Origin of the sequence: Pectobacterium peruviense, assembly GCF_003312355.2 — a bacterium.
In the GTDB taxonomy this organism is placed as follows: Bacteria; Pseudomonadota; Gammaproteobacteria; order Enterobacterales; family Enterobacteriaceae; genus Pectobacterium; species Pectobacterium peruviense.
In genome coordinates this window covers 2,793,511-2,819,079 of the sequence record NZ_CP161826.1, presented here as the reverse complement: position 1 = coordinate 2,819,079, position 25,569 = coordinate 2,793,511, and the positions used below count along the sequence as shown (strand labels likewise).

24 protein-coding genes are annotated in these 25,569 nt (G+C 50.7%); 15 read left to right on the top strand and 9 right to left on the bottom strand.

The features are described from left to right. Position 1: 1 nt before the first annotated feature. Complete coding sequence (sanA, locus tag DUT67_RS12735; protein WP_113631862.1) at positions 2–781, bottom strand: outer membrane permeability protein SanA; 780 nt, start codon at positions 779–781, stop codon at positions 2–4. Positions 782–963: 182 nt separating this feature from the next. Next, positions 964–2,277 (bottom strand): 30S ribosomal protein S12 methylthiotransferase RimO, encoded by a 1,314-nt coding sequence (gene rimO / locus DUT67_RS12730; RefSeq protein ID WP_113625760.1) that lies wholly within the window; start codon positions 2,275–2,277, stop codon positions 964–966. A 222-nt stretch (positions 2,278–2,499) separates the two neighbouring features. Between rimO and DUT67_RS12725 the strand changes: the two genes are divergently transcribed. After that, positions 2,500–3,666: a PQQ-dependent sugar dehydrogenase gene (locus tag DUT67_RS12725; protein WP_113631863.1), complete on the top strand. Its 1,167-nt coding sequence runs from the start codon at positions 2,500–2,502 to the stop codon at positions 3,664–3,666. A 131-nt stretch (positions 3,667–3,797) separates the two neighbouring features. Here DUT67_RS12725 and DUT67_RS12720 read toward each other — a convergent pair whose 3' ends face one another. Together DUT67_RS12720 and DUT67_RS12715 are read right to left on the bottom strand one after the other, a co-directional pair. Next, on the bottom strand, positions 3,798–4,784 hold the full coding sequence (locus tag DUT67_RS12720; RefSeq protein WP_113631864.1) for an IS110 family transposase: 987 nt from the start codon (positions 4,782–4,784) through the stop codon (positions 3,798–3,800). Between the two features lie 307 nt (positions 4,785–5,091). Next, positions 5,092–5,709 carry a glutathione S-transferase family protein gene (locus tag DUT67_RS12715; protein ID WP_113625762.1) on the bottom strand — a complete coding sequence of 206 codons (618 nt, stop codon included), beginning with the start codon at positions 5,707–5,709 and terminating at the stop codon, positions 5,092–5,094. Positions 5,710–5,850: 141 nt separating this feature from the next. On the opposite strand from DUT67_RS12715, the gene DUT67_RS12710 reads away from it, so the two are divergent. The 4 genes from DUT67_RS12710 to DUT67_RS12695 all read left to right on the top strand — a co-directional run bounded on the left by DUT67_RS12710 (position 5,851) and on the right by DUT67_RS12695 (position 9,938). Further along, positions 5,851–6,696, top strand: a complete 846-nt coding sequence (locus DUT67_RS12710) for a MetQ/NlpA family ABC transporter substrate-binding protein (protein ID WP_101781684.1) — start codon at positions 5,851–5,853, stop codon at positions 6,694–6,696. A gap of 82 nt (positions 6,697–6,778) precedes the next feature. Then, on the top strand, positions 6,779–7,795 hold the full coding sequence (locus tag DUT67_RS12705; RefSeq protein WP_113631865.1) for a methionine ABC transporter ATP-binding protein: 1,017 nt from the start codon (positions 6,779–6,781) through the stop codon (positions 7,793–7,795). Further along, positions 7,788–8,447 carry a methionine ABC transporter permease gene (locus DUT67_RS12700; protein WP_039300784.1) on the top strand — a complete coding sequence of 220 codons (660 nt, stop codon included), beginning with the start codon at positions 7,788–7,790 and terminating at the stop codon, positions 8,445–8,447. Before DUT67_RS12705 ends, DUT67_RS12700 begins: the two co-directional genes overlap by 8 nt. Positions 8,448–8,732: 285 nt before the next feature. Continuing rightward, the gene (locus DUT67_RS12695) at positions 8,733–9,938 is read left to right on the top strand and encodes a serine hydrolase (protein WP_113631866.1); all 1,206 of its coding nucleotides are present in this window, start codon (positions 8,733–8,735) and stop codon (positions 9,936–9,938) included. A gap of 48 nt (positions 9,939–9,986) precedes the next feature. Here the strand turns inward: DUT67_RS12695 and deoR are convergent, their stop codons facing one another. The 3 genes from deoR to DUT67_RS12680 all read right to left on the bottom strand — a co-directional run bounded on the left by deoR (position 9,987) and on the right by DUT67_RS12680 (position 13,819). Next, positions 9,987–10,760, bottom strand: coding sequence for a DNA-binding transcriptional repressor DeoR (deoR, locus tag DUT67_RS12690; protein ID WP_113631867.1), 774 nt, complete (start codon positions 10,758–10,760; stop codon positions 9,987–9,989). Between the two features lie 32 nt (positions 10,761–10,792). Further along, positions 10,793–11,461, bottom strand: a complete 669-nt coding sequence (gene deoC / locus DUT67_RS12685; RefSeq protein WP_113631868.1) for a deoxyribose-phosphate aldolase — start codon at positions 11,459–11,461, stop codon at positions 10,793–10,795. Between the two features lie 669 nt (positions 11,462–12,130). Further along, the gene (locus DUT67_RS12680; RefSeq protein WP_048261133.1) at positions 12,131–13,819 is read right to left on the bottom strand and encodes an aspartate:alanine antiporter; all 1,689 of its coding nucleotides are present in this window, start codon (positions 13,817–13,819) and stop codon (positions 12,131–12,133) included. A 375-nt stretch (positions 13,820–14,194) separates the two neighbouring features. Here DUT67_RS12680 and DUT67_RS12675 point away from each other — a divergent pair, with 375 nt between their 5' ends. Next, entirely contained in the window at positions 14,195–14,566 is a 372-nt protein-coding gene (locus DUT67_RS12675) for an inner membrane protein YbjM (RefSeq protein ID WP_048260665.1), read from the top strand. Positions 14,567–14,640: 74 nt separating this feature from the next. Here the strand turns inward: DUT67_RS12675 and DUT67_RS12670 are convergent, their stop codons facing one another. Continuing rightward, the gene (locus DUT67_RS12670) at positions 14,641–14,904 is read right to left on the bottom strand and encodes a GrxA family glutaredoxin (RefSeq protein ID WP_113631869.1); all 264 of its coding nucleotides are present in this window, start codon (positions 14,902–14,904) and stop codon (positions 14,641–14,643) included. 366 nt (positions 14,905–15,270) lie between these two features. Here DUT67_RS12670 and nfsA point away from each other — a divergent pair, with 366 nt between their 5' ends. The 9 genes from nfsA (at position 15,271) to rlmC (ending at position 24,328) form a co-directional block, all read left to right on the top strand. Further along, on the top strand, positions 15,271–15,990 hold the full coding sequence (nfsA, locus tag DUT67_RS12665; RefSeq protein WP_113631870.1) for an oxygen-insensitive NADPH nitroreductase: 720 nt from the start codon (positions 15,271–15,273) through the stop codon (positions 15,988–15,990). Positions 15,991–16,006: 16 nt separating this feature from the next. Beyond that, positions 16,007–16,918 carry a 30S ribosomal protein S6--L-glutamate ligase gene (gene rimK, locus DUT67_RS12660; protein WP_113631871.1) on the top strand — a complete coding sequence of 304 codons (912 nt, stop codon included), beginning with the start codon at positions 16,007–16,009 and terminating at the stop codon, positions 16,916–16,918. 247 nt (positions 16,919–17,165) lie between these two features. Continuing rightward, a complete protein-coding gene (locus DUT67_RS12655; protein WP_113625919.1) occupies positions 17,166–17,645 on the top strand; it encodes a YbjN domain-containing protein in 480 nt (159 codons plus the stop codon). A 372-nt stretch (positions 17,646–18,017) separates the two neighbouring features. After that, entirely contained in the window at positions 18,018–19,127 is a 1,110-nt protein-coding gene (gene potF / locus DUT67_RS12650) for a spermidine/putrescine ABC transporter substrate-binding protein PotF (RefSeq protein ID WP_113631872.1), read from the top strand. A 332-nt stretch (positions 19,128–19,459) separates the two neighbouring features. Continuing rightward, complete coding sequence (potG, locus tag DUT67_RS12645) at positions 19,460–20,593, top strand: putrescine ABC transporter ATP-binding subunit PotG (RefSeq protein ID WP_011094218.1); 1,134 nt, start codon at positions 19,460–19,462, stop codon at positions 20,591–20,593. Positions 20,594–20,607: 14 nt separating this feature from the next. Beyond that, on the top strand, positions 20,608–21,573 hold the full coding sequence (gene potH, locus DUT67_RS12640) for a putrescine ABC transporter permease PotH (protein ID WP_048260659.1): 966 nt from the start codon (positions 20,608–20,610) through the stop codon (positions 21,571–21,573). Further along, the gene (gene potI, locus DUT67_RS12635; RefSeq protein WP_113631874.1) at positions 21,570–22,415 is read left to right on the top strand and encodes a putrescine ABC transporter permease PotI; all 846 of its coding nucleotides are present in this window, start codon (positions 21,570–21,572) and stop codon (positions 22,413–22,415) included. The genes potH and potI overlap by 4 nt, the downstream gene beginning before the upstream one ends. Before the next feature lie 207 nt (positions 22,416–22,622). Then, on the top strand, positions 22,623–23,075 hold the full coding sequence (locus DUT67_RS12630; protein WP_113631875.1) for a YbjO family protein: 453 nt from the start codon (positions 22,623–22,625) through the stop codon (positions 23,073–23,075). Between the two features lie 125 nt (positions 23,076–23,200). Next, entirely contained in the window at positions 23,201–24,328 is a 1,128-nt protein-coding gene (rlmC, locus tag DUT67_RS12625; RefSeq protein ID WP_113631876.1) for a 23S rRNA (uracil(747)-C(5))-methyltransferase RlmC, read from the top strand. A gap of 387 nt (positions 24,329–24,715) precedes the next feature. Here rlmC and artJ read toward each other — a convergent pair whose 3' ends face one another. After that, the gene (artJ, locus tag DUT67_RS12620) at positions 24,716–25,447 is read right to left on the bottom strand and encodes an arginine ABC transporter substrate-binding protein (RefSeq protein WP_113631877.1); all 732 of its coding nucleotides are present in this window, start codon (positions 25,445–25,447) and stop codon (positions 24,716–24,718) included. Positions 25,448–25,569 lie beyond the last annotated feature (122 nt).

Genomic DNA, 25,569 nt, shown 5'->3' with positions numbered 1-25,569 from the left:
GCTACGGAGTGACTTTCTCGTTCTGCGGCGTAGGTTCCGATACTGTTTTCGTCGGTTGGTAAGGTTTAGTCTGATTCACTGGCGAGGTCAGCACCTGTTCCGGCAGAACGGCAGGGTAGTCTGGTGCATCTTCAGGGATCTTATGTTCTGCTGGGATCGGCACCTGCGGTCCTAAAAATCGTGGCTCGCGTTTGAGAATATACAGATCGAACAGCGCACCCAGACGAGCACCAAATTCACGAACCCGCACGGTCATCATATTTTTGGGGGACGGGACGGCGTAACACTGCGCCTGAATGCCAAGGTGCAGCGCAATGAATAGCGCACGCTCGCAGTGGAAACGCTGGGTGATGATGGTGAAATCATTGGTATCAAACACCTTGCGCGTCCTGACGATGGAATCCAGCGTGCGGAACCCCGCGTAGTCGAGCACGATGTCCGAAGGTGGGACACCCGCAGCGATCAAATCACGGCGCATCGTCATCGGTTCATTGTAACTTTGCAGCGCGTTATCGCCGCTTAATAACAGATAGCTGACTTTACCGCTGTTGTAGGCGTTAATCGTCCCTTGTATACGGAACAGATAATACTGATTGATCACGCCAGTACGGTAATATTTTGCTGTCCCCAATACGACGCCAACCTGACGTTTCGGCAGGGTCTGAAGCTCATCGTAAATAAAGGGCGCGGTTTTCCAACTGATCCAGCGATCGAGGGCAAAAGCAGAGAGCAGCAGCACGCCAATGAGGGCTAACAAACCGAATGTCAGGCGTTTCCACATGCTTATGCCTCGGGTAAGGCTAGTAAATTAATCATGCCCCAAGGCTACTTTACCTGACAGGGGGACGCAAGATGCAGGCGAGGAACGGGCGGTTTGTTGATTGAATTTTCAGCATTCAGCCCGATATGGCATGAAAATAAAACGCCAGCCTTTCGGGCCGAAAAGCTGGCGTGATAAGCGTATTAAACGCGACTACCCCACAGATCGTATTCATCTGCGTGTTCGACTTTCACTTTGACGATGTCACCGACTTTCACGCTAGTTTCGCCGTTCAGATAAACTGCGCCATCAATTTCAGGGGCATCAGCCATACTGCGACCAATTGCGCCTTCTTCGTCGATTTCATCGATCAGCACCAGCACTTCACGGCCAATTTTATCCTGCAAGCGTTGAGTAGAAATCGCCTGTTGAAGCTGCATGAAGCGGTGGAAACGTTCTTCTTTAACCTCTTCCGGCACCTGACCTGGCAATTCATTTGCCGCTGCGCCTTCGACTGGGCTGAATTTGAAACAGCCTACACGGTCAAGTTTGGCTTCTTTCAGGAAGTCGAGCAGCATCTGGAAATCTTCTTCCGTTTCGCCGGGGAAGCCGACAATAAAGGTCGAACGCAGCGTTAAATCTGGGCAAATTTCGCGCCAGCGCTTAATGCGCTCCAGCGTTCTTTCTACCGCGCCCGGACGCTTCATCAGTTTGAGAATCTTCGGGCTTGCGTGTTGGAGCGGAATGTCCAGATAAGGCAAAATTTTACCTTCTGCCATTAATGGGATCACATCGTCTACGTGCGGGTAAGGGTAGACATAGTGCAGGCGTACCCACACACCCAGCGATGCCAGTTGCTCACACAGACTGACCATGCTGGTTTTGACCGGTTGACCGTTCCAAAAGCCAGTGCGCTGCTTCACATCTGCGCCGTACGCCGAGGTATCCTGAGAAATCACCAGCAGCTCTTTTACGCCAGCATCGACCAGACGTTTCGCTTCATCCAGTACTGAACCGATTGGGCGGCTATCCAAATCGCCACGCATAGAAGGGATGATGCAAAACGTACAGCGGTGGTTACAGCCTTCTGAAATTTTTAGATAGGCGTAATGACGCGGCGTGAGTTTCACGCCCTGCTCGGGAACCAGACTGGTAAACGGGTTGTGCGTCGGTTTAGGGACATATTGATGTACGTGTGACAGCACTTGCTCGTAGCTGTGCGGACCGGTAATTTCCAGAACCTTGGGGTGCACTTCGCGTATTTGATTTTCTTTGGCACCCAAACAGCCCGTCACGATGACTTTGCCGTTCTCATTCAGCGCTTCGCCGATGGCTTCCAGCGACTCTTGTACGGCGCTGTCAATAAAACCACAGGTATTGACGATCACCAGTTCAGCGTCGTCATAACGTGGCACGACCTGATAACCTTCAGTACGCAGTTCGGTCAGAATCCTCTCGGAGTCGACGAGGTTTTTCGGGCAACCGAGGGAAACAAAGCCGATACGGGGTTGTTGCATATTATTCGCTCACAAAATAAACAGAAAATAAAAACCGGAGGATTCTACACCATAGTTGATTATCCTTATAGTCAGTGGTGTGAAACTCAGCATTTTATCGCTGTGACGAAGATGTTTTGACCGACGGATTTCTTCAATAAATGTAAACCTCGCCCCGTTTTTTTGCACAAACACCGCCTGCCGCCTAAATTTACAGGACTTTTGTTGGATGGAGACAACGCTATGTCCGCTTGCTTGATACCTCGCAATTCTGCTTCACATTCGGTGTTACGACGATTTTCTGCTGCGCCACACTGGTTGCTGCTTAGCGCAACGCTGCTGTTTTCCAGCCAACTGTTAGCGGCGGAACCGAAGGTGACAGAATTGCAAGATAAACTGGATCACCCGTGGTCATTAGCGTTTTTGCCGGAAGAACAGGGAATCTTGATCACGGAACGTGCCGGGAATTTACGCTTATGGAAAGCGGGTAGCGCGTTATCAGCTCCCATCGCTGGCGTGCCGAAAGTCTTTGCCAAATCACAGGGGGGGTTATTGGAAGTCGCATTATCACCGGATTTTGCGCAGAATCGGCGTATCTACCTGAGCTTTGCCGAAGAGGGGAGCGATGGCAAAGCGGGAACCGCTGTCGGGTATGGCAAACTTTCTGAAGATAATAAACGGTTAGAGAATTTCACAGTCTTCTTCCGCCAGGAACCCAAGCTGTCGACGGGTAACCATTTTGGCGGCAAGCTGGCCTTTGATCGACAAGGGCACCTGTTTATCGCACTGGGTGAAAACAACGAGCGCCCGACCGCACAGGATCTGGATAAGCTACAGGGTAAAATTGTTCGTCTGACGGCAGATGGCAAGGTGCCGTCCGATAACCCGTTTGTTAACACATCTAACGCGCGGCCGGAAATCTGGTCTTATGGGCACCGTAATCCACAGGGATTGGCGATTAACCCTTGGTCTGGCGTGCTGTGGGAAAACGAGCATGGCCCGAAAGGTGGCGATGAGATCAACATTCCCAAAGCGGGCGAAAATTACGGCTGGCCGATTGCAACACATGGCATCAACTATTCCGGGCTGAAAATCCCAGAAGCGAAAGGAAAAGAGATCGTAGGGATGGTGAATCCCGATTTCTACTGGGAAAAATCACCAGGCATCAGTGGAATGGCGTTCTATAACAGCGATCGTTTCCCGGAGTGGAAAAACTCGGTCTTTATCGGTGCGCTTGCAGAGAAGAACCTGATTCGTCTTACGCTTGAGGGTGACAAGGTCGCGTCACAAGAGCGTTTGTTGACCGACCGGGGTGAACGCATCCGCGACGTAAGGCTGGGGCCTGATGGTTACCTCTATTTGCTGACCGATCACGACAATGGCAAATTGTTGAAGGTCGGGCTGGAGTAAAAAATCAGGCACCGCGTGGTGCCCTGTTGACAAATCCATTTACGGAACGAGAACGGGGGTAATGGGATAGAAGAGTAAAGAGTTTGCGCCAGGGATGGCGCAATCCGAGCTTACAGCTACCGTCTTGATCGTCAAGCTGCTGTAGCGTAATTCTCGTCATACTTTTGCTGTTTCATCACTACACCGTAGCAGATGTGTACCAGCTTTCTCATCACCCCACCCAGCGCTGACATCTTCGCTTTTCCCGCCGCCAGAAGGCGATCATAAAACTGTTTGAGCAGAGGGTTGTGTTTGACGGCAACTATTGCAGCCATAAAGAGTTTGGCTCTCACTTCTGGAGGACCATTCTTTGATAGTCTTGTTCTGCCGCGGACAGAGCTTCCTGAGCGTTTTTCCTTAGGTACAACCCCCACCCAGGATGCTGCCTGTTCTGCACTGATGAAGTGATTTCCCCTCAGGACTACCAGCATTGTACTCCCGACTGCTGACCCTATCCCTTTTATCGACGTCAGATATTCCATATCCCGTTTCAGATCAGGATGGTTATCGATATGGTTATCAATCAGCGCTTGTACCACCTGCAGTTCGTTGTTCAGCACCTGAAGCATCTTTCTGACAGAGGCTTCAACCAGCAATGAACATCGCGTTGAGAGAAGTTTCTCGAGTCGGCTTTTTTCACGACCCACATCGTGTACCAACGCATCACGTCTGCTGAGGAGTGCTTTTAGTTCGTGGATAGCGGGAGAAGGGGGCTGCCACACATCCGGCTGACGCATAGCTCCATACCGGGCTAAAACGTCAGCATCGACAGTATCATTTTTAGTGAGGATACCCATGCCCTGAGCAAAGGCACGGACGCGGGCAGGATTGGCAATGACAACGCGTACAGCCCGCTCATAAAGGCCGTAAGCCAGATGTTCATGGTAAGTGCCTGTTGACTCCATCACCACCTGAACATCCGTGGGAGCGACTTTCTGCTTTGCCAGCCATTCCAGAACGCTGACTGCGACATCAGGTCCGTTAGTCAGTATTTTGGTTTTCTTGCGACCTTTCGGGCCATCTGGCCTGAGGCATAAGTCTATTTTGCTTTTTCCGACATCAATACCTAACTGAATCACACGTGTCTCCTTTCACATATAACCATCACGCCCATTTTCCTTGTTCATGCGGAGTCTATGCTCCTGGCTACCGTTCAAAGTTGATGCTGGCGTGAAAGGTGAAACAGGGGATCTCAGCTGTAAGACAAGGTCTGGCCTTATAGGACGTACCAGATTCACCCTGTTTCAGGTGATGGTAGCTAACCATCACCCACTACCTAGTTCAAGATACAAGGGATGTACTTGCAGCGTCTTTACGATCTACCCATTATCACCGCTCTGCATACTTTGTCAGCAAAATCAGGCACCTTGCGGTGCCTGTATTCACTTAAGACAGCGGGATCATGACGTGTTTTTGATAAGCCGGACGCTCGGTTAGCTGCTGATACCAGCGCTCCAGATGAGGATGTGTCTGACGTTCAATCGGCATATTCAGCCAGCCGTAGACCACGCAGCCTAACGGAATATCGCCCACGCCAAACCGATCGCCGGATAGCCATTGCTGACGAGCCAGAACCGTATCAACAATACCGAACAGACGTTCGCATTCAGCTATGCCTTTCTGTACCAATGCCATATCGCGTTTTTCCGGCGCGACACGCACCATATTAATGAACACGGGGCCGAAAGAAGCCGCAAGCGAGCTCGTCCAGTCCATCCACTTTTCTGCACCCGCACGTTCGCCCGCATCAGCGAAATACAGCGAGTTCTGACCGTACTGTGCCGCCAGATAACGCACGATAGTGTTGGATTCCCACAGCACCAGATCATCGTCCTGTAAACAGGGGATGAGGCCATTAGGGTTCATCGCCAGATAATCGGCATCATGGTTACGGCCGAATTGCCCGCCAGCCACAATATGCTGATAAGACAGCGCAAGTTCTTCCGCGCACCACAGGACTTTCTTGACGTTGGTCGAATTGTCACGACCCCAAATCGTTATCATACCTACCTCTTTCTGCATAAAGGATGTTCAGATGTTTGCGACAGTCGATGAGAAATAATGATATGCCTTTTTAGTCTTTATGATTTAACTTGTCATTCTTAATAATGACAGCAAGTTACATTCAGACAGGAAAGTTACACAATGAAATTGACGCATTCTGTTCGCGCCGCGCTGGGCATCACGCTGTTTGCTGCCAGCATGCAACTTGCTATGGCCAGTAGCGATCCGCAGACGATCACGTTTGGCGTGGCACCGGGGCCGTATGGTGACATGGTGAATCTGGCGATTAAACCTGAGTTGGTGAAAAAAGGCTACAAAGTCGTCGTGCGTGAATTCAGTGATTACGTTCAGCCCAATCTGGCACTGGCCAACGGCAGCATTGACGCCAACCTTTTCCAGCATACGCTGTATCTGGAGAAATTTGCCGCCGATAAAGGGTTAAAAATTTCTCCACTGATCGTTGTGCCGACAGCCAGCATGGGCTTCTATTCGAAGAAGATCACATCGCTAGATGAGCTGAAAAAAGGGGACGTCGTCACGCTCTCTAACGACGCGACCAATCTGGCGCGTGGCCTGCGTTTTCTGCAATCGATGGGGCTGATTACGATTAAGGCCGATATCGATCCAACCAAGGCTTCTGAGAAAGATATTCTTGAAAACCCACGTGGGTTGGTTTTCAAACCGATGGAAGCGGCACAACTGCCTCGTACGCTGGATAGCGTGACAGCATCGCTGGTTAACGGCAATTTTGCGCTGGCGTCGGGCATGAAACTGTCATCGGCCATCAAGCTGGAAACGCTGGATGAGAATCTGAAGAATATTATTGCTGTGCGTACCGACGATCTCGATAAGCCATTCGTGAAAGACACAAAAGCGATCGTAGAATCACCGGCCTACGCGGCTGTGATCAACGATCCAGCGTTGATGTATAGCCAGTTCCAGAAGCCAGAGTGGATGCAGGCGAAAACGCCAGCGCCTGCACAGTAAGCGTCGAGCTATACAGAAATATCATTTGGCCGGTCTATGACCGGCTTTCTTCTTTTCCGCTCAGGCCAGGAGTTTGCGGATAATGATTCAGTTAGAAGGGGTAAGCGTTGATTTCTCCCAAGGGAAGCAACCATCAAATCTCGCGGTAGACAACGTGTCGCTGCACATTCAGCGCGGAGAGGTTTACGGGATTGTTGGCACCAGCGGCGCGGGGAAAAGTACGCTACTGCGAACCATCAACCTCTTGCAGCGACCGACCTCCGGCCGAGTGCTTGTTAATGGTGTGCTTATCAGCGAATTAGCAGGGCAGCCGCTACGGGAACAGCGGCAAAAAATCGGCATGATCTTTCAGCATTTCAACCTGATGCAGACGCGTACCGTGACAGAAAACGTCGCGTTTAGCCTGAAAGCGGCTGGCAAATCCAATGCGGAAATTGCTCTGCGCGTGCCGGAAATTCTAAATCTGGTCGGGCTATCAGATAAAGCGTCGTCTTATCCGGCACAGCTCAGCGGTGGTCAGAAGCAGCGAGTAGGCATCGCCAGAGCGATTGCCAACGATCCCGAAGTGTTGCTGTGCGATGAGCCGACCTCGGCGCTCGATTTGGAAACATCAGCCGCCATTCTGACGCTCTTGAAAGAGATTAACGAGAAACTGGGCATTACCATCGTGCTGATCTCTCATGAGATGAGCGTGATTAAGGCCATCTGCGATCGGGTCGCGGTGATGACGGGCGGTCGAGTTGTGGAAGAGGGCGATGTTTTCGATATCTTCGCTACACCGCAGCACGCGTTTACCCGCCAACTAGTCTCCCATACGCTGGATCTCGCCTTGCCGCCTCGTTTGCTGGAGGATTTACAGGGCACATTATTGAAGATTCTGTTCGTCGGTGAATCAGCGGAGCAACCGGTACTGTCGGACGTGGCGACGCGCTTTGGTGTATCCGTCAACATCCTGCACGGTAAGATTGAATACATCGGTAATCGTGCGTTGGGTATACTCGTGGCGCTATTGACTCATCCATCCGACCCCGAAAAAGTGGCGGAAGCAGTGGAACATATTCAGGTAAGAACGGCGAACGTGGAGGTGCTACATGGCTGATTTATGGATCGATCTGCTCGCGGCGTTCGGTGAAACGTTCCAGATGGTGGGTATTTCCACGCTGTTTGCTGTGATCGGTGGTTTACCGCTGGGGTTGCTGATTTACGTTACGGACAGGAATCTGTTCTGGCAAAACCGCGCCGTCTATCTGTTTGGCACGGTGTTGGTGAATATCATCCGTTCTATTCCCTTCGTTATTCTGCTGGTGTTGCTACTGCCGCTTACACAGATTCTGTTGGGCAATACCATTGGACCTGTGGCGGCGGCGGTGCCGATGTCTGTCGCAGCGATTGCGTTTTATGCCCGTCTGGTGGATAGCGCGCTGCGTGAGATCGATCCCGGCATCGTGGAAGCGGCCGAAGCTTTTGGTGCCAGTCCGATGCGCATTATCGGCACGGTGCTGTTGCCAGAGGCGAAAGCAGGGTTATTGCGTGGCCTGACGATTACGCTGGTGAGCCTCATCGGCTATTCGGCGATGGCGGGTATTGTCGGCGGCGGTGGCGTGGGCGACTTGGCGATTCGCTTCGGTTATTACCGTTATGAAACCGAGGTCATGGTGATTACCGTGATTGCGCTGGTTATTTTAGTGCAGGTGGTGCAGACGCTGGGTGACTGGTTGTCGAAACGCGCCGATAAGCGCGAACGGCGCTAGAGGCTAGGCTCAGGCACGAGGGGAGGCTGTACTGCCATGGCTCCTCGTGCCATTCTCTATTTTTTCTGATTGTGGCGTGCTGCTAGCATTTTCAGATATTCCTTATTTCCCCTAAGTCCTTTCTTTATCTGCATTTTTTTAGAGACTTTCATTTCTTTGACTATCTTTACAGAAACGATGGTTTTCATCCCAGAGATGACGCGTTACCTTTGTATGTTACTAAAGTTTTCAAAACATATTGAAAATTAATAATTTTTAACGACTGATGGATATTGCGGCGAACTCATGAAAACAACTCCTTTCCTGACCAAACTCACGTCTTTCTCTATAGGTACGGTACTGCTTGTTGGTTTGGTGCCTCTCACCTATGCGGAACAGTTGCCAGCCGTGCCGCAGATTGACGCCAAAGCCTTTATCCTGATCGATCACGATAGCGGTAAAGTGCTAGCGGAGAGCAACGCCGATGAGCGACTTGATCCTGCCAGCCTGACAAAAATCATGGCGAGCTATGTGATTGGGCAGGCACTCAAATCCAGTAAAATTCGTCCGACGGATGAAGTCACGGTAGGAAAAGATGCTTGGGCAACGGGTAATCCGGCGCTGCGCGGTTCGTCGCTAATGTTCCTTAAGCCAGGCGATCGCATCCCTGTTTCTGAGTTAAATAAAGGGATTGTCATTCAGTCGGGCAATGATGCCAGCATCGCGCTTGCGGATTACGTTGCGGGCAGCCAGGATGCGTTTGTCAGCCTGATGAACAATTATGCGAAGGCGCTTAACCTGACGAATACGCATTTCCTTACTGTGCACGGCCTCGATGCGCCGGGGCAGTACAGCACCGCGCGCGATATGGCCCTGCTAGGGCAGGCGTTGATTCGCGACGTGCCGGAAGAGTATGCATTGCACAAGGAAAAAGAGTTCACCTTCAATAATATTCGCCAGCCTAACCGCAACCGTCTGCTATGGAGCACGAACCTGAATGTGGACGGCGTGAAAACCGGCCATACCAACGGCGCAGGACACAATTTGGTGGCCTCGGCAACGGAAGGCAATATGCGCCTGATTTCCGTAGTGTTAGGGGCGCAAACGGATGCCATTCGTTTTCGTGAAAGCGAAAAATTGCTCACATGGGGCTTCCGCTTTTTTGAAACGGTAACGCCTATCAAGACTGATGCACCTTTTACCACGCAGCGAGTGTGGTTTGGCACAGAGAAAGAGGCGCGGCTTGGCGTCGCACAGGATGCTGCGCTGACTATCCCTAAAGGGCAGATGAAGAATCTGAAAGCCAGCTTCACGCTGAATCAGCCGCAGCTTTCTGCACCGTTAACCAAGAATCAGGTTGTTGGTACCATCGACTTCCAACTGGAGGGTAAAAGTATCGGACAGCGCCAGCTGGTGGCGATGGATGATATCCCCGAGGCGGGTTTCTTTAGCCGCCTCTGGGATACGGTGATGATGAAGGTACAGCAGTGGTTCGGTGGACTATTCGGTTAAGCCTCTATTCCATTAACGCTATCAATCACGCTGACTATAGGACAGACGCTACTTCCCCGGATGGATTAACTGAATGCCGTTGTTGGAGAAGTAGCGTAGGTAGGATTCGTTCGGGGCGCTGTCGGAAATCACCGTATCAAACAGCGTCATCGGGCCGATACAGGCGCGTTTGATCTGACCGAATTTGCTGTTGTCTGCCACAATAATGATGCGTTGTGCGGTCGCCATCGCACGCTGCTTCATGCCCAGTTCGGCAAAGTTAAAACAGGTCGCGCCTGCGTTAAGTTCGATACCTGCCGCAGAGATAAAGGCTTTATTCGGGCAAACGTTGTCCAGCTCGCAGCGTTGGTTAAGCGGGGTAAAGATCGCGTTATCTGGATGGTATTCCCCGCCGCATAAAATCACTCTGCATGCCTTTTTTTCCTGTAACGCCAAAAAGGTGTTCAGGGAATAGCAAATCGCAGTAAAAGACAGCTCATCAGGAATCGCATCGATGATGAAAGGAATAGTCGTGCCACAGTCGAAAAAAACGGTATCGTTTGCTTCCACCAGATAGGCGGCAGTGGTACCGATAGCCTGCTTTTCTCTTACGTGTTTGGTCTGCTGGTCGGAGACAAAATAGTTTGTGACACCGTTATTCTTCAGATCGCTAACGACGTAACCGCCGAGCAGCATAACGCTGGTGGAATCTGCATTCAGATCGCGGCGCACGGTCATCTCGGACACACCGAGTAGCTGTGCGGCGTCCTTAAGATGGAGTTTATCGGTTTTCTTTAATGCCTGAGCCAGTCTGCCGATTCGTTCGTCGCGCCGCGTTTCCATAAAATTCCCTGCGAGTAAGCTATTTTTTGTTGTTAGTAGTTTCCTGCTGCGGCTGCGTCACCTGAAACGATAGCAACGCCTGAACTGGTGCCAATGCGCGTAGCGCCTGCTTCAATCATACGTTGTGCCGTTTCGCGATCGCGAACCGCGCCGGAGGCTTTTACACCCATCTCGTTGCCGACGGTATTGCGCATCAGTCGAACATGTTCTTCGCGTGCGCCGCCGGTGCTGAAACCGGTAGATGTTTTAACGAACGCGACATCCAACTGACGACACATTTCACACACCAGCACAATCTGGTCGTCATCAAGCAGACAGGTTTCCAATATTACCTTCAACGGTATAGCGGCGCAAACCTCACGCACGGCCTGGATATCCGCTTTGACGGCGTTAATCTTCCCGCTTTTCAGCCAGCCGACGTTAATCACCATATCGATTTCCTGGGCGCCAGCATCAATCGCCGCTTTCGCTTCAAACGCTTTGCTAGACGTCAGGCCTGCACCGAGAGGAAAACCGATGACAGAACACACCTGTACCGGTGAATCTTTCAGTTTTTCGGCCGCTAAGGGAACGTAGCCGGAATTAACACAGACGGCATAAAAATGGTGCGCTATCGCTTCATCGCACAGCGTGACGATTTGTTGTTCAGTGGCGTTTGCTGCCAGCAGAGTGTGGTCGATATAGCGTGCATAGTCAGTCATGGCAAATCCTTGGTTGTGTCGATAAAAAATCAGATAGCGTGATTATGGCACTCAATGATTTTAATGTCACAAAAATAACAAAAAAATTAATATTTGTTATTTTAATAACAAAAAATGAAGTGAATGTGATAGCGGATGTGTGGACATCGGGAAATAGGGAAGAGGTATACTCTAAATAATTCAAATTTCAGGACAAAAACGGCAAGGCGTTTTTGAACAGCGCTTGCGCTGACCTCGGAGGGGAGAGGCCATAAGGCCGAATAACGCGGCAAGCGAAGGACAAATTTGTCGGGAACGAATTTGACCAACCAGCGGCTGGCCTTCGGTGAGAGACAAGATGTCTCTCATTTAATCCCGATGAGCTTACACAGGTAAGTGATTCGGGTGACAAATCTGCCGGGAGCAGATTTGAACGCTGCTTGCAGCGGCCCTTCAGGGCGAGGCCTACGACGGGCCGAGTATTTGAACGTAGCCAACGCACATGCAATTTGAAGTATGACGAGTATAAGGCAGAAAAGAAAACGCCCATCGCTCTTGAACCTGAAAGGCGGGAACGATGGGCTTCCTCAATAAGGGGAATCAAAGAAAAGCAGTGGCACTTATTCAGACTGTGGGTCAAAGAAAAAGTTCTGAGTTTTCTAGAAAGAATTCACGTTTTTTTACATTTTGTTAGCCGGGCAATTCAGGCCAGATAACCACGATAAGTGAACCCGCTAATGTGAGCAGCACGTTAGCGATGGCGTAGGTACCCGCATAGCCGAGAGCAGGAATATTACTGCGTGCGGTATCGCTGATGATCTCCATGGCTGGTGCACAGGTCCGCGCGCCCATCATGGCACCAAACAGCAGCGCTCGGTTCATTTTCAGTACATACGCGCCGAACAGAAAACAAATCACCACCGGGACAAGGCTGACAATCAGCCCTGAAGCCAGCATCTGGATACCCACTTCTCCCAGGCTACTGTTGATGGTGCTGCCAGCACTCAGGCCCACGCCCGCCATAAAGACCATCAGGCCAAACTCTTTGACCATGTTAAGCGCGCCTTGCGGAATATAGCCGAAAGTCGGGTGGTTGGCGCGCAGGAAACCCAGCATGATACCGGCGAAGAGCAATCCGGCTGCGTTACCGATGCCAAAGGTGAAGTTGCTGAACTGGATGGTGATCAGCCCGACCATCACGCCGATAACAAAAAAGGCGCAGAAGGCCAGTAGATCGGTGACCTGACTGTGAATAGAAATGAACCCGATTCGGTCAGCAATGCTTTTTACCCGACGGGCGTCACCGCTGACCTGTAAGACATCGCCTTTATTCAGCACAACGTTATCGTCAAGCGGCATTTCTATCTGGCTGCGGACAATACGGTTAAGGAAGCAGCCGTGGTCAGTCAGTTTCAATTGGCTGAGGCGTTTGCCGACGGCGTTGTGATTCTTGACGACAATTTCTTCCGTCACGATGCGCATGTCCAGCAAATCACGGTCAAAAACTTCTTTGCCATCGCGGAAATTGGAATTCAGACGAGAGTGTGCGTCGGGGTAGCCGACCAATGCGATCTCGTCACCGATTTGCAAAACGGCATCGCCGTCGGGATTGGCCAGAATTCCGTTGCGTCGAATACGCTCGATGTAGCAGCCGGTCTGACGATAGATCCCCAGTTCGCGCAGATTTTTTCCCGCCGCCCAGTCAACCAGCTCAGGTCCGACGCGGTAGGCTCGAATCACGGGCAAATACACTTTTCTTTGGCTGTCGACATCCAGCCCGCGCTCGCGTGCAATTTGCTGCGCGCTGGTGGGAAGATCCTGATGCTGGAGTTTAGGCAGATAGCGTGCACCAAAAATGAGACTCACCAGCCCGACCAGATACGTCAGCGCATAGCCCAGACTCAAATGATCTTGTTCAATACTGAGTTGACCACCCAAACTGGCGGTATTGCGCAGCGTGTCACCTGCACCGACCAGCACTGGTGTCGATGTCATCGATCCTGCCAGCATTCCCGCTGTCAGGCCGATTCCCCAACCAAAGAGTTTACCTAAACCTAATGCCAGTAACATGGCGCTGCCGACCATCACCAGCGCCAGCATGAAATAATTTTTCCCATCGCGGAAGAAAATAGAAAAGAAATTCGGCCCGGCTTCCACTCCTACGCAGAAAATAAATAACATAAAACCGAGGCTCAGCGCTTCGGTATTAATCGAAAAATGTTGTTGGCCGAGTAATAAAGAAACAACTAAAACGCCAATAGAATTACCGAGTTGTACTGGCCCGAGGCGCAATTTCCCCAGACAGAGTCCTAATGAAAGAACCACGAATAAAAGCAGAATGTAATTCCCGTTTAACAAATCAGCGACGTTTATATTCATGGAATGTAACTTGTTGTTTACCAGTAAGTTCTTGATGTTATTCATTATAGCGGCTAGATTTAGCCATGAAATGCATGAATTCCCGTGACGGTATCAATACGCGTCAGCTGAAAGGAATCAGCCTCATTCAGTATAATTTATCCGATAAAAATTGTTCAGTGTAATTATTGTTTAATTTAATGATTGTGGTGTCGCTGTTGACGAAATACGCAGGTCATCGTCTTTTTCTGCGGACGACCTATACGTCGAATAAATCATAGCGAAGCCTCATGTTTTTCATATCGGGGAATAGATACACCGATCATGTTTACCATACCGAACGCTTTCGGTATCTGGTCGATGGAGATTGGGAGGCATATTGATAGGGGGCGATTTATGGCAAAAAATAAAGGTTGGGTCGGTGCGACCTGCTGTTTTCTATTGTTCACCGTGGTATTTCTGAGTCAAAAGATTGAAGTATCGGATGTCGCGGTGAATGACGGACTGCGGGGCAGTCCGGGTATGTTACTCTTTCTGCTGCCCGGTATGGTGGCGTGTTTTCTTTCCGCACGTGGTCGCCTGCTTTACCCGCTGTTTGGCGCGCTGGCAGCGATGCCGGTGTGTTTACTGGTGCTTCACCTGTGGAACACGCCGATGCGGTCTTTCTGGCAAGAACTGGCCTATGTGATGAGTGCGGTCTTTTGGTGTGTGCTGGGAGCGCTGGGCGTGATGTGTTTACGCAGTCTGTATCGACGCTATTTACGCTGAGTGGGTTCTGGACAAGGGCCCATAAAAAAAGCGCGGACTTTCGCCGCGCTCTTGTCTCGCCAGTCTAGGGATTATTACTGGAACAGCGCCAGATGCTCTTTGGCATAGGCTTCAAAATCAGTGCAGCCACCGATGTGTTTTTCATCCAGGAAAATCTGCGGCACGGTTTCAACCGGCTTTCCTACTGTCTTGGACAAATCTTCTTTCGAGATGCCTTCTGCGTGAATGTCTACATAGCGGAAGCTGAAGTCATCACGTTGCTCGGCCAGTTTCTCTGCCAGTTCTTTCGCACGTACACAATAAGGGCAAGCAGGGCGCCCGAAAATTACAGCGAACATGTAAACTCCTTCGTAAAATTAGAAAAATGTTCTCATTCTTGAAACGCATAGCGTGACGCCTGTTGCAGACAAGGTCACGGCTTAAAATGTTACGGTTAATGAGGTTACTGCGAATCGCGCTACTATGCCCGTATTCATTGATGAAAAAAAGTAGTCATTACCTGTTACAACGATTTGTTGAAGCTATTATACCCGTCATACTTCAAGCTGCATGTGCGTTGGCTGTGTTCAAATACTCGCCCCGTTGTGGGCCTCTGCCTGCGGGCCAACGCTTTGCGTTGTTCAAAACGCCAATGTTTTGTCCAGCAGCTCGAATTATTTAGGGTATAGATAACGAAATAATTTTACCGACCCAAGGATGCCAGTGTGACACCAACCATTGATTTGCTACAACGCCACCGTTCCATCCGCGCGTTTACGTCTCAGCCTGTAACGGATGAACAACGCCACGCGATCATTACCTCCGCACAAAGTGCGTCCAGCTCCAGCTTTTTACAGTGCAGTTCGATTATTCGTATTACCGATCCTGCCGTGCGTGAAACACTGGTTCACTATACTGGCGAGCAAGCCTATGTGGCGCAGGCGGCAGAGTTTTGGGTCTTTTGTGCCGATTTTCACCGCCATGTTGAGATTTTCCCACAGGCAGAAACGGGGCTGGCCGAGCAATTGCTGATTGGCTGTGTCGACACCGCGATCATGGCGCAGAATGCGCTGGTTGCGGCTGAATCGCTGGGGTTGGGCGGGGTGTTTATTGGCGGTATTCGCAATCGCATTGCTGACGTGACGCAGTTACTGCAATTGCCAACGCTGGTGATGCCGCTGTTTGGCCTGTGCCTTGGGCACCCGGACGCCGAACCGCAACTGAAACCGCGTATGCCAGCCGCTATGATGCTGCATGAAAATGTCTATCAGCCGCTCGACCGCGATGTGTTGGCACAATACGACCAGCACATGGTGGAATATTATCTGCAGCGTACCGGCAGCCGCCGTGAAAGCTGGAGTGAGCATGTTGAACTGACGCTGAAAAAAGAGTTACGTCCATTCATGCTGGACTACTTACATCAACAAGGATGGGCGATACGCTAGTATCTGTAGGATATTTATGAAGATAGCCATTCTGTCTCGTGATGGGTCGTTATATTCCTGCAAACGTCTGCGTGAAGCGGCTGAGTCGCGTAAGCACAGCGTTGAGATTATTGATCCGCTTTCCTGCTATATGAATATCAATTCGGCGGCACCGTCGGTGCATTATCGCGGACGCCGGTTGGATAAATACGATGCGGTTATTCCTCGTATCGGTTCACAAATTACCTTTTACGGCACGGCAGTATTGCGGCAGTTTGAAATGCTGGGAAGCTACCCGCTGAATAATTCTGTTGCGGTGATTCGTGCTCGTGACAAACTTCACTCATTACAACTGCTTGCCCGCGAGGGAATTGACCTGCCGGTCACCGGATTCGCTCACTCGCCGGATGATACCGGTGATCTGATTGCGATGGTGGGCGGTGCGCCGTTGGTCGTGAAATTGGTGGAAGGTACGCAGGGGATTGGCGTGGTATTAGCTGAGACGCGGCAGGCGGCGGAAAGCGTGATTGATGCGTTTCGCGGGTTGAATGCCCATATTCTGGTGCAGGAATACGTGCACGAAGCTCAGGGTAGGGACATTCGCTGTTTTGTGATTGGCAATCGGGTTGTTGCGGCCATTGAGCGGCAGGCGAAAGCGGGAGAATTCCGTTCAAACCTGCACCGCGGTGGTACGGCGAACAAAGTTAAAATTACGGCGCAGGAGCGTGCGATTGCCATCAAAGCGGCGAAAACATTGGGTCTGAATGTGGCTGGTGTTGATATTTTGCGTGCCGACCGTGGGCCGCTGGTGATGGAAGTGAATGCTTCGCCGGGGTTGGAAGGGATTGAAACAACGACCGGGCTCGATATTGCTAACATGATGATTGAATTTATTGAGCAAAATACTCAGAGGCGCGTCGCAACATCGCCAACAATAGGAAAAAGTTAGTTTTCTGAAACAGATACTGCGCCGTAAAATAGGGTGCTATCCCTTGGCGTGTGGGCATCGGCGTCAGGTTGAGTGAATGTGTCGCCGCATTGCGGAGCGAGGAATGCACATAGTGAGGTACTTTTATAATGGCATCGTCGCACAATATTCCGTAAGCTATGGGCCGTTTTTAACATCGTTTTTGCGTGAGCGGTGTTCCCTTTTCAACAACGCTGTCTTTAATGGTGGCAGGTATGAGGCAAACATGATGGATTCACTCATCGTCCCGGATTTGGCTATGCTACGGCGGTGGCTGGATCAACTGAATATTCTGTATTTCGAATGTGATTCCTGTCAGGCACTCCATCTTCCTCATATGCAAAATTTTGATGGCGTGTTCGATGCGAAAGTTGATCTGGTAGACAATGTGATCCTATTTTCCGCACTTGCTGAAGTGAAACCCAGCGCACTCATTCCTCTGGTCGGCGATCTGAGCCAAATCAATGCCAGCTCGTTGACCGTCAAAGCGTTTATCGACGTTCAAGACGATAACCTGCCAAAACTGATTGTCTGCCAGTCATTCAGCGTTGCTGCAGGAATGACATTGGAACAATTCAGACATTTTATGCAGCAATCCGAAGAACAGATCTCGATGGTGATTCTTGAAGCCGGTGCTAATAATCTGCTGTTTATCGGTGAGGAAGAAGAGGGCTCTGCTGTCGTAGTCACGACCTCACATTTGCATTGATACGGTTGCTGCCAACGGCAGCAATCGGTTTTACTTATTTTCCTTTCGCCGCCATTTATTCTGATTATTTCGCATTATTGCCAGATATTTCTCTTTGTTTGTCGCTAAACGCCTTCATCACATCGATAAAATGTGAATAAATAATCGTTAAAACCCATTTTTTACGTTCAAGTATGGTACGTACGATGTTGTGGGGTTATGCTTTATTCCTGTAAGGGACAGACTGCCTAATCAAGGCTATGTCTGTGTCTGAGCGAATAAAAACCGGTGCATACTCATTCACCAGTTGGATAGCGCGGCAGGACATATTTTGTATCGGAACGATACATACTCATTCTTATGAATCACCCCCTTGAATGGAGGAAGGAACGGATGTTCACCCAACGTAAAAAATGGCTATCGGGTGTTGTTACCGGCTTGCTGATGGCCGCGTCCGTCACCGCATCTGCGGAAGAGAAAACGCTGCATGTTTATAACTGGTCCGACTATATCGCACCGAACACGTTAGCCAATTTCCAGAAAGAAACCGGCATTAAAGTTGTCTATGATGTGTTTGACTCCAACGAAGTGTTGGAAGGCAAGCTCATGGCGGGCAGCACGGGTTTTGATCTGGTGGTACCTTCTGCCAGCTTCCTTGAGCGCCAGCTCTCAGCGGGAGTGTTTCAGCCATTAGACAAGAGTAAACTGCCGAATTACAAAAATCTGGATCCTGAGCTGATGAAGCTCATTGCGCAGCACGATCCTGATAATAAATATGCGTTGCCTTACCTGTGGGCGACCACCGGCATTGGTTATAACGTTGATAAAGTTAAAGCCGCGCTGGGTACCGATGCGCCGGTTGACAGCTGGGATCTGGTATTGAAGCCAGAGAATCTGGAAAAGCTGAAAAGCTGCGGTGTATCCTTCCTGGATGCACCAGAAGAGATTTTTGCCACGGTATTGAACTATCAGGGTAAAGATCCGAACAGCACCAAACCGGGTGATTACACCACGTCAGCGACCGACCTGTTGCTGAAATTACGCCCAAGCATTCGTTACTTCCATTCATCGCAGTACATCAACGATCTGGCTAACGGCGACATCTGCGTTGCAGTCGGCTGGGCTGGCGATATCATGCAGGCGGGGAACCGTGCGAAAGAAGCGAAGAACGGGGTAAATATCCAATACAGCATTCCGAAAGAAGGTGCATTGGCATTCTTTGATGTCCTTGCCATTCCGAAAGATGCTAAAAATCTGGATGAAGCCTACGCGTTTCTGGATTATCTGATGAAGCCGGAAGTAATGGCTGAGATCAGTAATCACACGTATTACGCCAGCGGTAATCTGGCATCCTTGCCTTTGGTGAACGAAGATATTCGTAACAACCCAGGCGTTTACCCGCCAGCCGATGTCCGCGCTAAAATGTTTACGCTCAAGGTACAATCTCCTCAGATTGACCGTACACGTACTCGTGCATGGACCAAGGTCAAAAGCGGCAAATAGCCTTTTGGATCTGGATAGTTATCCAAACGCTTGATGGTTGCTGGTTTCGGCAACTAAAGAATGGATGGGTATAAAATACTCTAAATAATTCAAGTTTCAGGCAGGCGGCAAGCGAAGGAGTCGCGATGAGCTTACTCAAGTAAGTGATTCGGGTGAGTGAACGTAGCCAACGCACATGCAACGTGAAGTATGACGAGTATTAATGTGGCAAAGAACAGGCGGAGATACCGCCTGTTCGCGCTCTATATTGTGTCACACCGCTGAATGTAAAAGTGCCTACTGGCAACATCAGCGGTGTGACTTGTTCTGCTTTTGCCGGAGAGCAATGCGAAGTGAATGACGCAATCCCCCGCCCTCAATCAAAACCTCAAAAAGCGGCCACGCCGCTGCTGGAAGTGCGTAACCTGACGAAGTCGTTCGATGGTCAGGCCGCCGTCGATGATGTCAGCCTGACGATTTATAAAGGCGAAATTTTTGCTCTGCTGGGTGCCTCCGGCTGTGGGAAATCCACGCTGTTGCGTATGCTTGCAGGTTTTGAGCTCCCCACGCAGGGGCAGATTGTTCTGGATGGTCAGGATTTGTCATTGGTGCCGCCTTACCAGCGTCCCATCAATATGATGTTTCAGTCTTACGCGCTGTTCCCACACATGACGGTGGAAAAGAATATCGCGTTTGGTTTGAAGCAGGACAAGTTACCGCGTGCAGAAATCAAAGATCGCGTGGAAGAGATGCTATCGCTGGTGCACATGCAGGAGTTCGCCAATCGTAAACCGCATCAACTTTCCGGCGGTCAGCGTCAGCGTGTTGCGTTGGCACGTAGTCTGGCGAAGCGTCCAAAGCTGTTGCTGTTAGACGAGCCGATGGGGGCACTGGACAAAAAATTACGCGACCGCATGCAGCTTGAAGTGGTCGATATTCTGGAGCGCGTGGGGGCGACCTGTGTGATGGTGACGCACGATCAGGAGGAAGCCATGACTATGGCTGGTCGTATTGCCATCATGAATCGCGGCAAGTTCGTACAGATTGGCGAGCCTGAAGAGATTTATGAGCACCCGAATACGCGTTTCAGCGCAGAATTCATCGGTTCGGTTAATATGTTTGAAGGGATATTGCAGGAACGTCAGGACGATGCGCTGATCATCAAAAGCCCTGGGCTGGTGCACTCGCTGAAAGTCGATTCAGATGTCTCAGTGGTCGATGGCGTTCCGGTTTACATCGCGTTGCGCCCTGAAAAAATCATGCTGTGCGAAGAGGTTCCGGCTGACGGCTGTAATTTCGCGGTGGGCGAAGTTGTGCACATCGCTTATCTGGGCGATTTGTCGATTTACCACGTCAGGCTCAACAGTGGGCAAACTATCAGCGCGCAGTTACAAAATGCCTACCGCTATCGCAAAGGCACACCGACCTGGGGAGATGAGGTTCGGCTGTGTTGGGATGCGGATAGCTGTGTGGTTCTGACGGTGTAACGAGGAAGAATGCCATGACTTTATTTCCTGAACATCACACGGCGGAACCACCGGGCAAGGCCAAACTCTGGCTGCGAGTGTTGATGGCGCGTTGGCGTCAAAAACATGGGCGCAAGCTGGTTATCGCACTGCCGTATCTGTGGCTGCTGCTGCTGTTCATGCTGCCGTTCCTGATCGTATTTAAAATCAGTTTTGCTGAGATGGCGCGAGCGATTCCGCCCTATACCGATCTGGTTTCCTGGATGGACGACAAGCTGGATATTTCCCTGAATCTTGGGAACTACCTGCATTTGTTGGACGATCCGCTGTATTTCGATGCCTATATGCAATCGCTTCAGGTTGCTGCGGTGTCGACGCTGTGCTGCTTGTTTATTGGCTATCCTCTAGCTTGGGCGGTGGCGCACAGTAAACCCTCAACGCGTAATATCTTGCTATTGCTGGTGATTCTGCCGTCATGGACGTCATTTCTGATTCGCGTTTATGCCTGGATGGGGATTCTGAAAAATAACGGTATCCTGAATAATTTCCTGCTGTGGCTGGGCGTGATTGATGAACCGCTGATCATTCTGCATACCAATCTGGCGGTTTATATCGGCGTCGTCTATTCCTATCTGCCGTTTATGGTGTTGCCTATCTATACCGCGCTGACACGGCTGGATTATTCGCTGGTGGAAGCCTCGTTGGATCTGGGGGCACGACCGCTCAGAACCTTTTTCAGCGTGATCGTCCCGCTAACGAAAGGCGGAATTATTGCGGGCTCGATGTTGGTATTCATCCCCGCGGTGGGGGAATACGTGATTCCAGAACTGCTTGGCGGGCCGGACAGCATCATGATTGGCCGTATTCTGTGGCAGGAATTCTTTAATAACCGCGATTGGCCAGTGGCATCCGCTGTTGCCATCGTCATGCTGCTGCTGTTGATTATGCCAATTATGTGGTTCCACAAACATCAGAGCAAAACCGCGGAGGGGGAAGCGTGAATAATTTACCTGTTGTTCGCTCACCGTGGCGTATTGTGATTTTGGTGCTGTGTTTTACGTTCCTCTATGCGCCGATGCTGATGTTAGTCATCTATTCGTTCAACAGCTCCAAGCTGGTTACCGTATGGGCGGGGTGGTCGACGCGTTGGTATGTCGAGCTATTCCACAATACGGCGATGATCAGCGCGGTGCTTCTGAGCCTGACGATTGCTGCCGCCTCGGCCACGATGGCCGTGATTCTTGGGACGATCGCCGCCGTGGTGATGGTGCGTTTTGGTCGCTTCCGTGGCGCTAATGGGTTTGCGTTTATGCTGACGGCACCGCTGGTGATGCCGGATGTGATCACCGGTCTGTCGCTGCTGTTGCTCTTTGTCGCATTAGGGCATGCGATTGGGTGGCCAGCAGAGAGGGGAATGTTCACCATCTGGCTGGCGCACGTCACGTTCTGCACCGCGTATGTCACCGTGGTGATCAGTGCTCGTCTGCGTGAACTGGATCGTTCGATTGAAGAAGCCGCGATGGATCTGGGCGCAAACCCGCTCAAAGTTTTCTTCATTATCACGGTGCCGATGATTGCCCCTGCGCTGCTTTCAGGCTGGCTGCTGGCGTTTACGCTGTCGCTGGACGATCTGGTTATCGCTAGCTTCGTGGCGGGGCCGGGATCGACAACGCTGCCAATGCTGGTGTTCTCCAGCGTCAGAATGGGCGTTAATCCACAAATTAACGCATTGGCTTCCCTGATATTGTTAGTCGTTGGTATTATTGGGCTTATCGCCTGGTGGTTTATGGCGAGAGCAGAGAAGCAGCGTTATCGCGATATGCAAAAAGCGAGACGTGGCTGATTCGATTTCTCATCGTAATTTGTTAGCCTAGCGAAGATTTCCAGCAACGCCGCCAGAGGATGGGGGCGTTGTTGTTTTATATGACTATCACGTTTTATATCCGTATCACGTTTTATATTGGCATCGAATTTTATCGTGGTGCTGTATTTTTGGCGGATAAATGCCGCATGAAGGGAGAGCGTTGAAATTCTGTACACAAAGAAGGAAATGACACAACGCAAAGTTTATGCCCCGGTGCCAGTTATGGTGGCGGGGATTGCTATTATAGCTACCCGTTTTTTGGGGATTTTGCTGCTAGTGTGGGAGTTAGGGCTCAGCGATTTAAGCGGCTGGATTGGTAGCAACGCGGAAGCCTGGGATTCGACGCTGGTGTTACTGTTATCGCTCGTTATTGTCGGCATTGAGATCCGCTGTGGCTTTGCCGTTTTGGCCGGCGTGAATTGGGGGCGTTGGGGTTATATAGTCTGTCAGGGCATCGTTGTGTGTTATCTCTTGCTGGCGTCGCTAAGTGAATTTATGCCAGCGATATTCCATATTTCAGGAGAGAACAACGCCGCCGTACTGCATCAACTCCTGCTACAAAAAATCCCAGATCTTCTGGTGATTGTTTTACTGTTTCTGCCACGGCGCAGTAAGCGCTTTTTTCTGCGCCAGAAATAGACATTTCTATCTCCTGAGCCAATCGGCTGCTGGCTTCGCCCATGAACAAGCGGAAAGTTCGCGGGCTGACGCCGTCAGGGTGATATAATCCTCTCATTCTGTATTATTTTAATAGTTAGATTTTTATGCATTGTGCCCGCTACAACACGGGAACCTGTCGTTCCTGCCAATGGTTGGAAAAAGCCTACCCACAGCAATTGTCTGATAAGCAGCAGCACCTTGAAGGCTTGCTGCAACCGCATGCCGTACAGCGCTGGATACCGGTGCAACCTTCTGCGCAGACTGCATTTCGTAATAAAGCCAAAATGGTGGTGAGCGGCAGTGTGGAACGCCCGTTATTGGGGATGTTACACCGTGATGGAACTGCGGTGGATCTCTGTGATTGCCCACTTTATCCGACCAGCTTCGCGCCAGTTTTCGATGTGCTTAAAGTTTTTATCGCCCGTGCGGGGCTGACGCCTTATAACGTGGCCCGACGCCGTGGCGAACTGAAATACTTACTGCTGACTGAGAGTACGCAGCGCGGTACATTCATGCTGCGCTTTGTCTTACGCTCGGAAACGAAGTTGGCGCAGCTGCGTGCCGCATTGCCTTGGCTACAACAGCAGTTGCCCCAGCTTGAGGTGATATCCGCTAATATCCAGCCCGTGCATCAGGCGATTATGGAAGGGAAAACGGAGATTATCCTGAGTGATGCTGCGGCGCTGGCAGAGCAGTTCAATCAGGTGCCGTTGTATATCCGTCCGCAAAGCTTTTTCCAGACTAATCCACAGGTAGCAGCTGCGCTGTATGCGACGGCGCGCGACTGGGTGGCAGAACTGAAGATTACCAGCATGTGGGACCTGTTTTGCGGCGTTGGGGGTTTTGGCCTGCACTGCGCATCATCCGACATGCGTTTGACGGGCATTGAAATCAGCGCCGAAGCGATAGCCTGCGCGCGTCGCTCCGCAGAACAGTTGGGGCTTAAACAGGTGGAGTTTCAGGCGCTGGATTCAATGCAGTTCGCGACAGCAAAATCAGAAATCCCCGAACTGGTGCTGGTCAATCCACCGCGTCGCGGTATCGGCAGTGAACTGTGCGCTTACCTGAGCCGGATGGCACCGGACTATATTCTCTATTCCAGCTGCAACGCTGAAAGCATGGCAAAAGACATGACGGAACTGGCGAACTACCGCGCGCTGCGCGTACAGCTGTTCGACATGTTCCCGCACACGGCGCACTACGAAGTACTGACGTTATTGAAGCGCGCTTGATAAGCGATGACTGTATGTAATAAAAAATATCTCGGTAGCAATTTACTACGTTGTTGTATCCATGTTCGACAGTATGAAAGTTTCGGGCGTGTCAATTCTAGTGCTTTTCTATGATTTCATCACACGCCCGACAAGGAGCGCTCAATTGCCGCAGCTCCTTGACCATTGGCTTTTGGCGTGAATTGCGCCGCTGCGCGGCGCCTTCGGTGATAGTTCCCGCTTTTCGAGCCGCCAGTGACGCGTTCCCGACGCGGCACTGTCTTTCGCGGCGTCCTGCCGCTCACTCGACGGTAACGATCACCTCAGCGCAATTTTTTACGCCTGGACGACAAAAAAGCGGCGTTATATGCATGATTTCATACGATATCACACTGCGCAGATCGAACCTTATTGCGGGAACCACTTATCATTGATGGTTTTGTACGTGCCGTCGGCTTTGATGGCATCCAGCGCTTTATTCAGTTTTTCTAGCAGCGCCTTGTCATCGGGACGAACGGCGATACCTAACCCGGTGCCGAAGTATTCAGCGTCAGTCACATGCTCGCCAACTGTTGCCAGTTCCGGGTTCGTCTTAATCCACTCGTTGACGACAGCGGTATCACCGAATACGCCGTCGATACGGCCATTCTTGAGATCCAGCACTGCGTTCTGATAGCTGTCATAAGAGACGGTTTGTACTTCCGTGTGCTTATCGTGCATGTATTTCTGGTGCGTCGTGCCATTTTCCATACCGATACGTTTACCTTTCATTGCAGCAAAATCGCTGAATTTCCCTTTCTGCGCGATAACTACGGCAGAGTTGGCATAGTAAGGCTGCGTGAAAGCGACCTGCTTGCTGCGCTCCGGGGTGATATCCATACCGGAAATCACTGCGTCATAGCGACGGAATTTCAACGCAGGGATCAGGCTGTCAAACGCCTGATTGGTGAACGTACAGGTGGCTTGCATTTGTTTACACAGTGCTTTCGCCAAATCCATATCAAAACCGACAATTTCGTTGCTGGCATCCAGTGACTCAAATGGCGGGTAGGTGGCTGATGACGCAAAACGGATGGTGTCTGCTGCGGTGGCGCTGAAGGCGATTCCTGCCAGTAACGTGGCGAGCACTAACTTTTTCATTACTTACTCCTTTCTACTTTTTTTATATAATAGAGTTGCGCGGAAGGATTCCAGCGTCATGGTGATTACCATGCCAGTTATTGAATTTGTATGCAATTAAAATGATTAATAAATCGATTTGT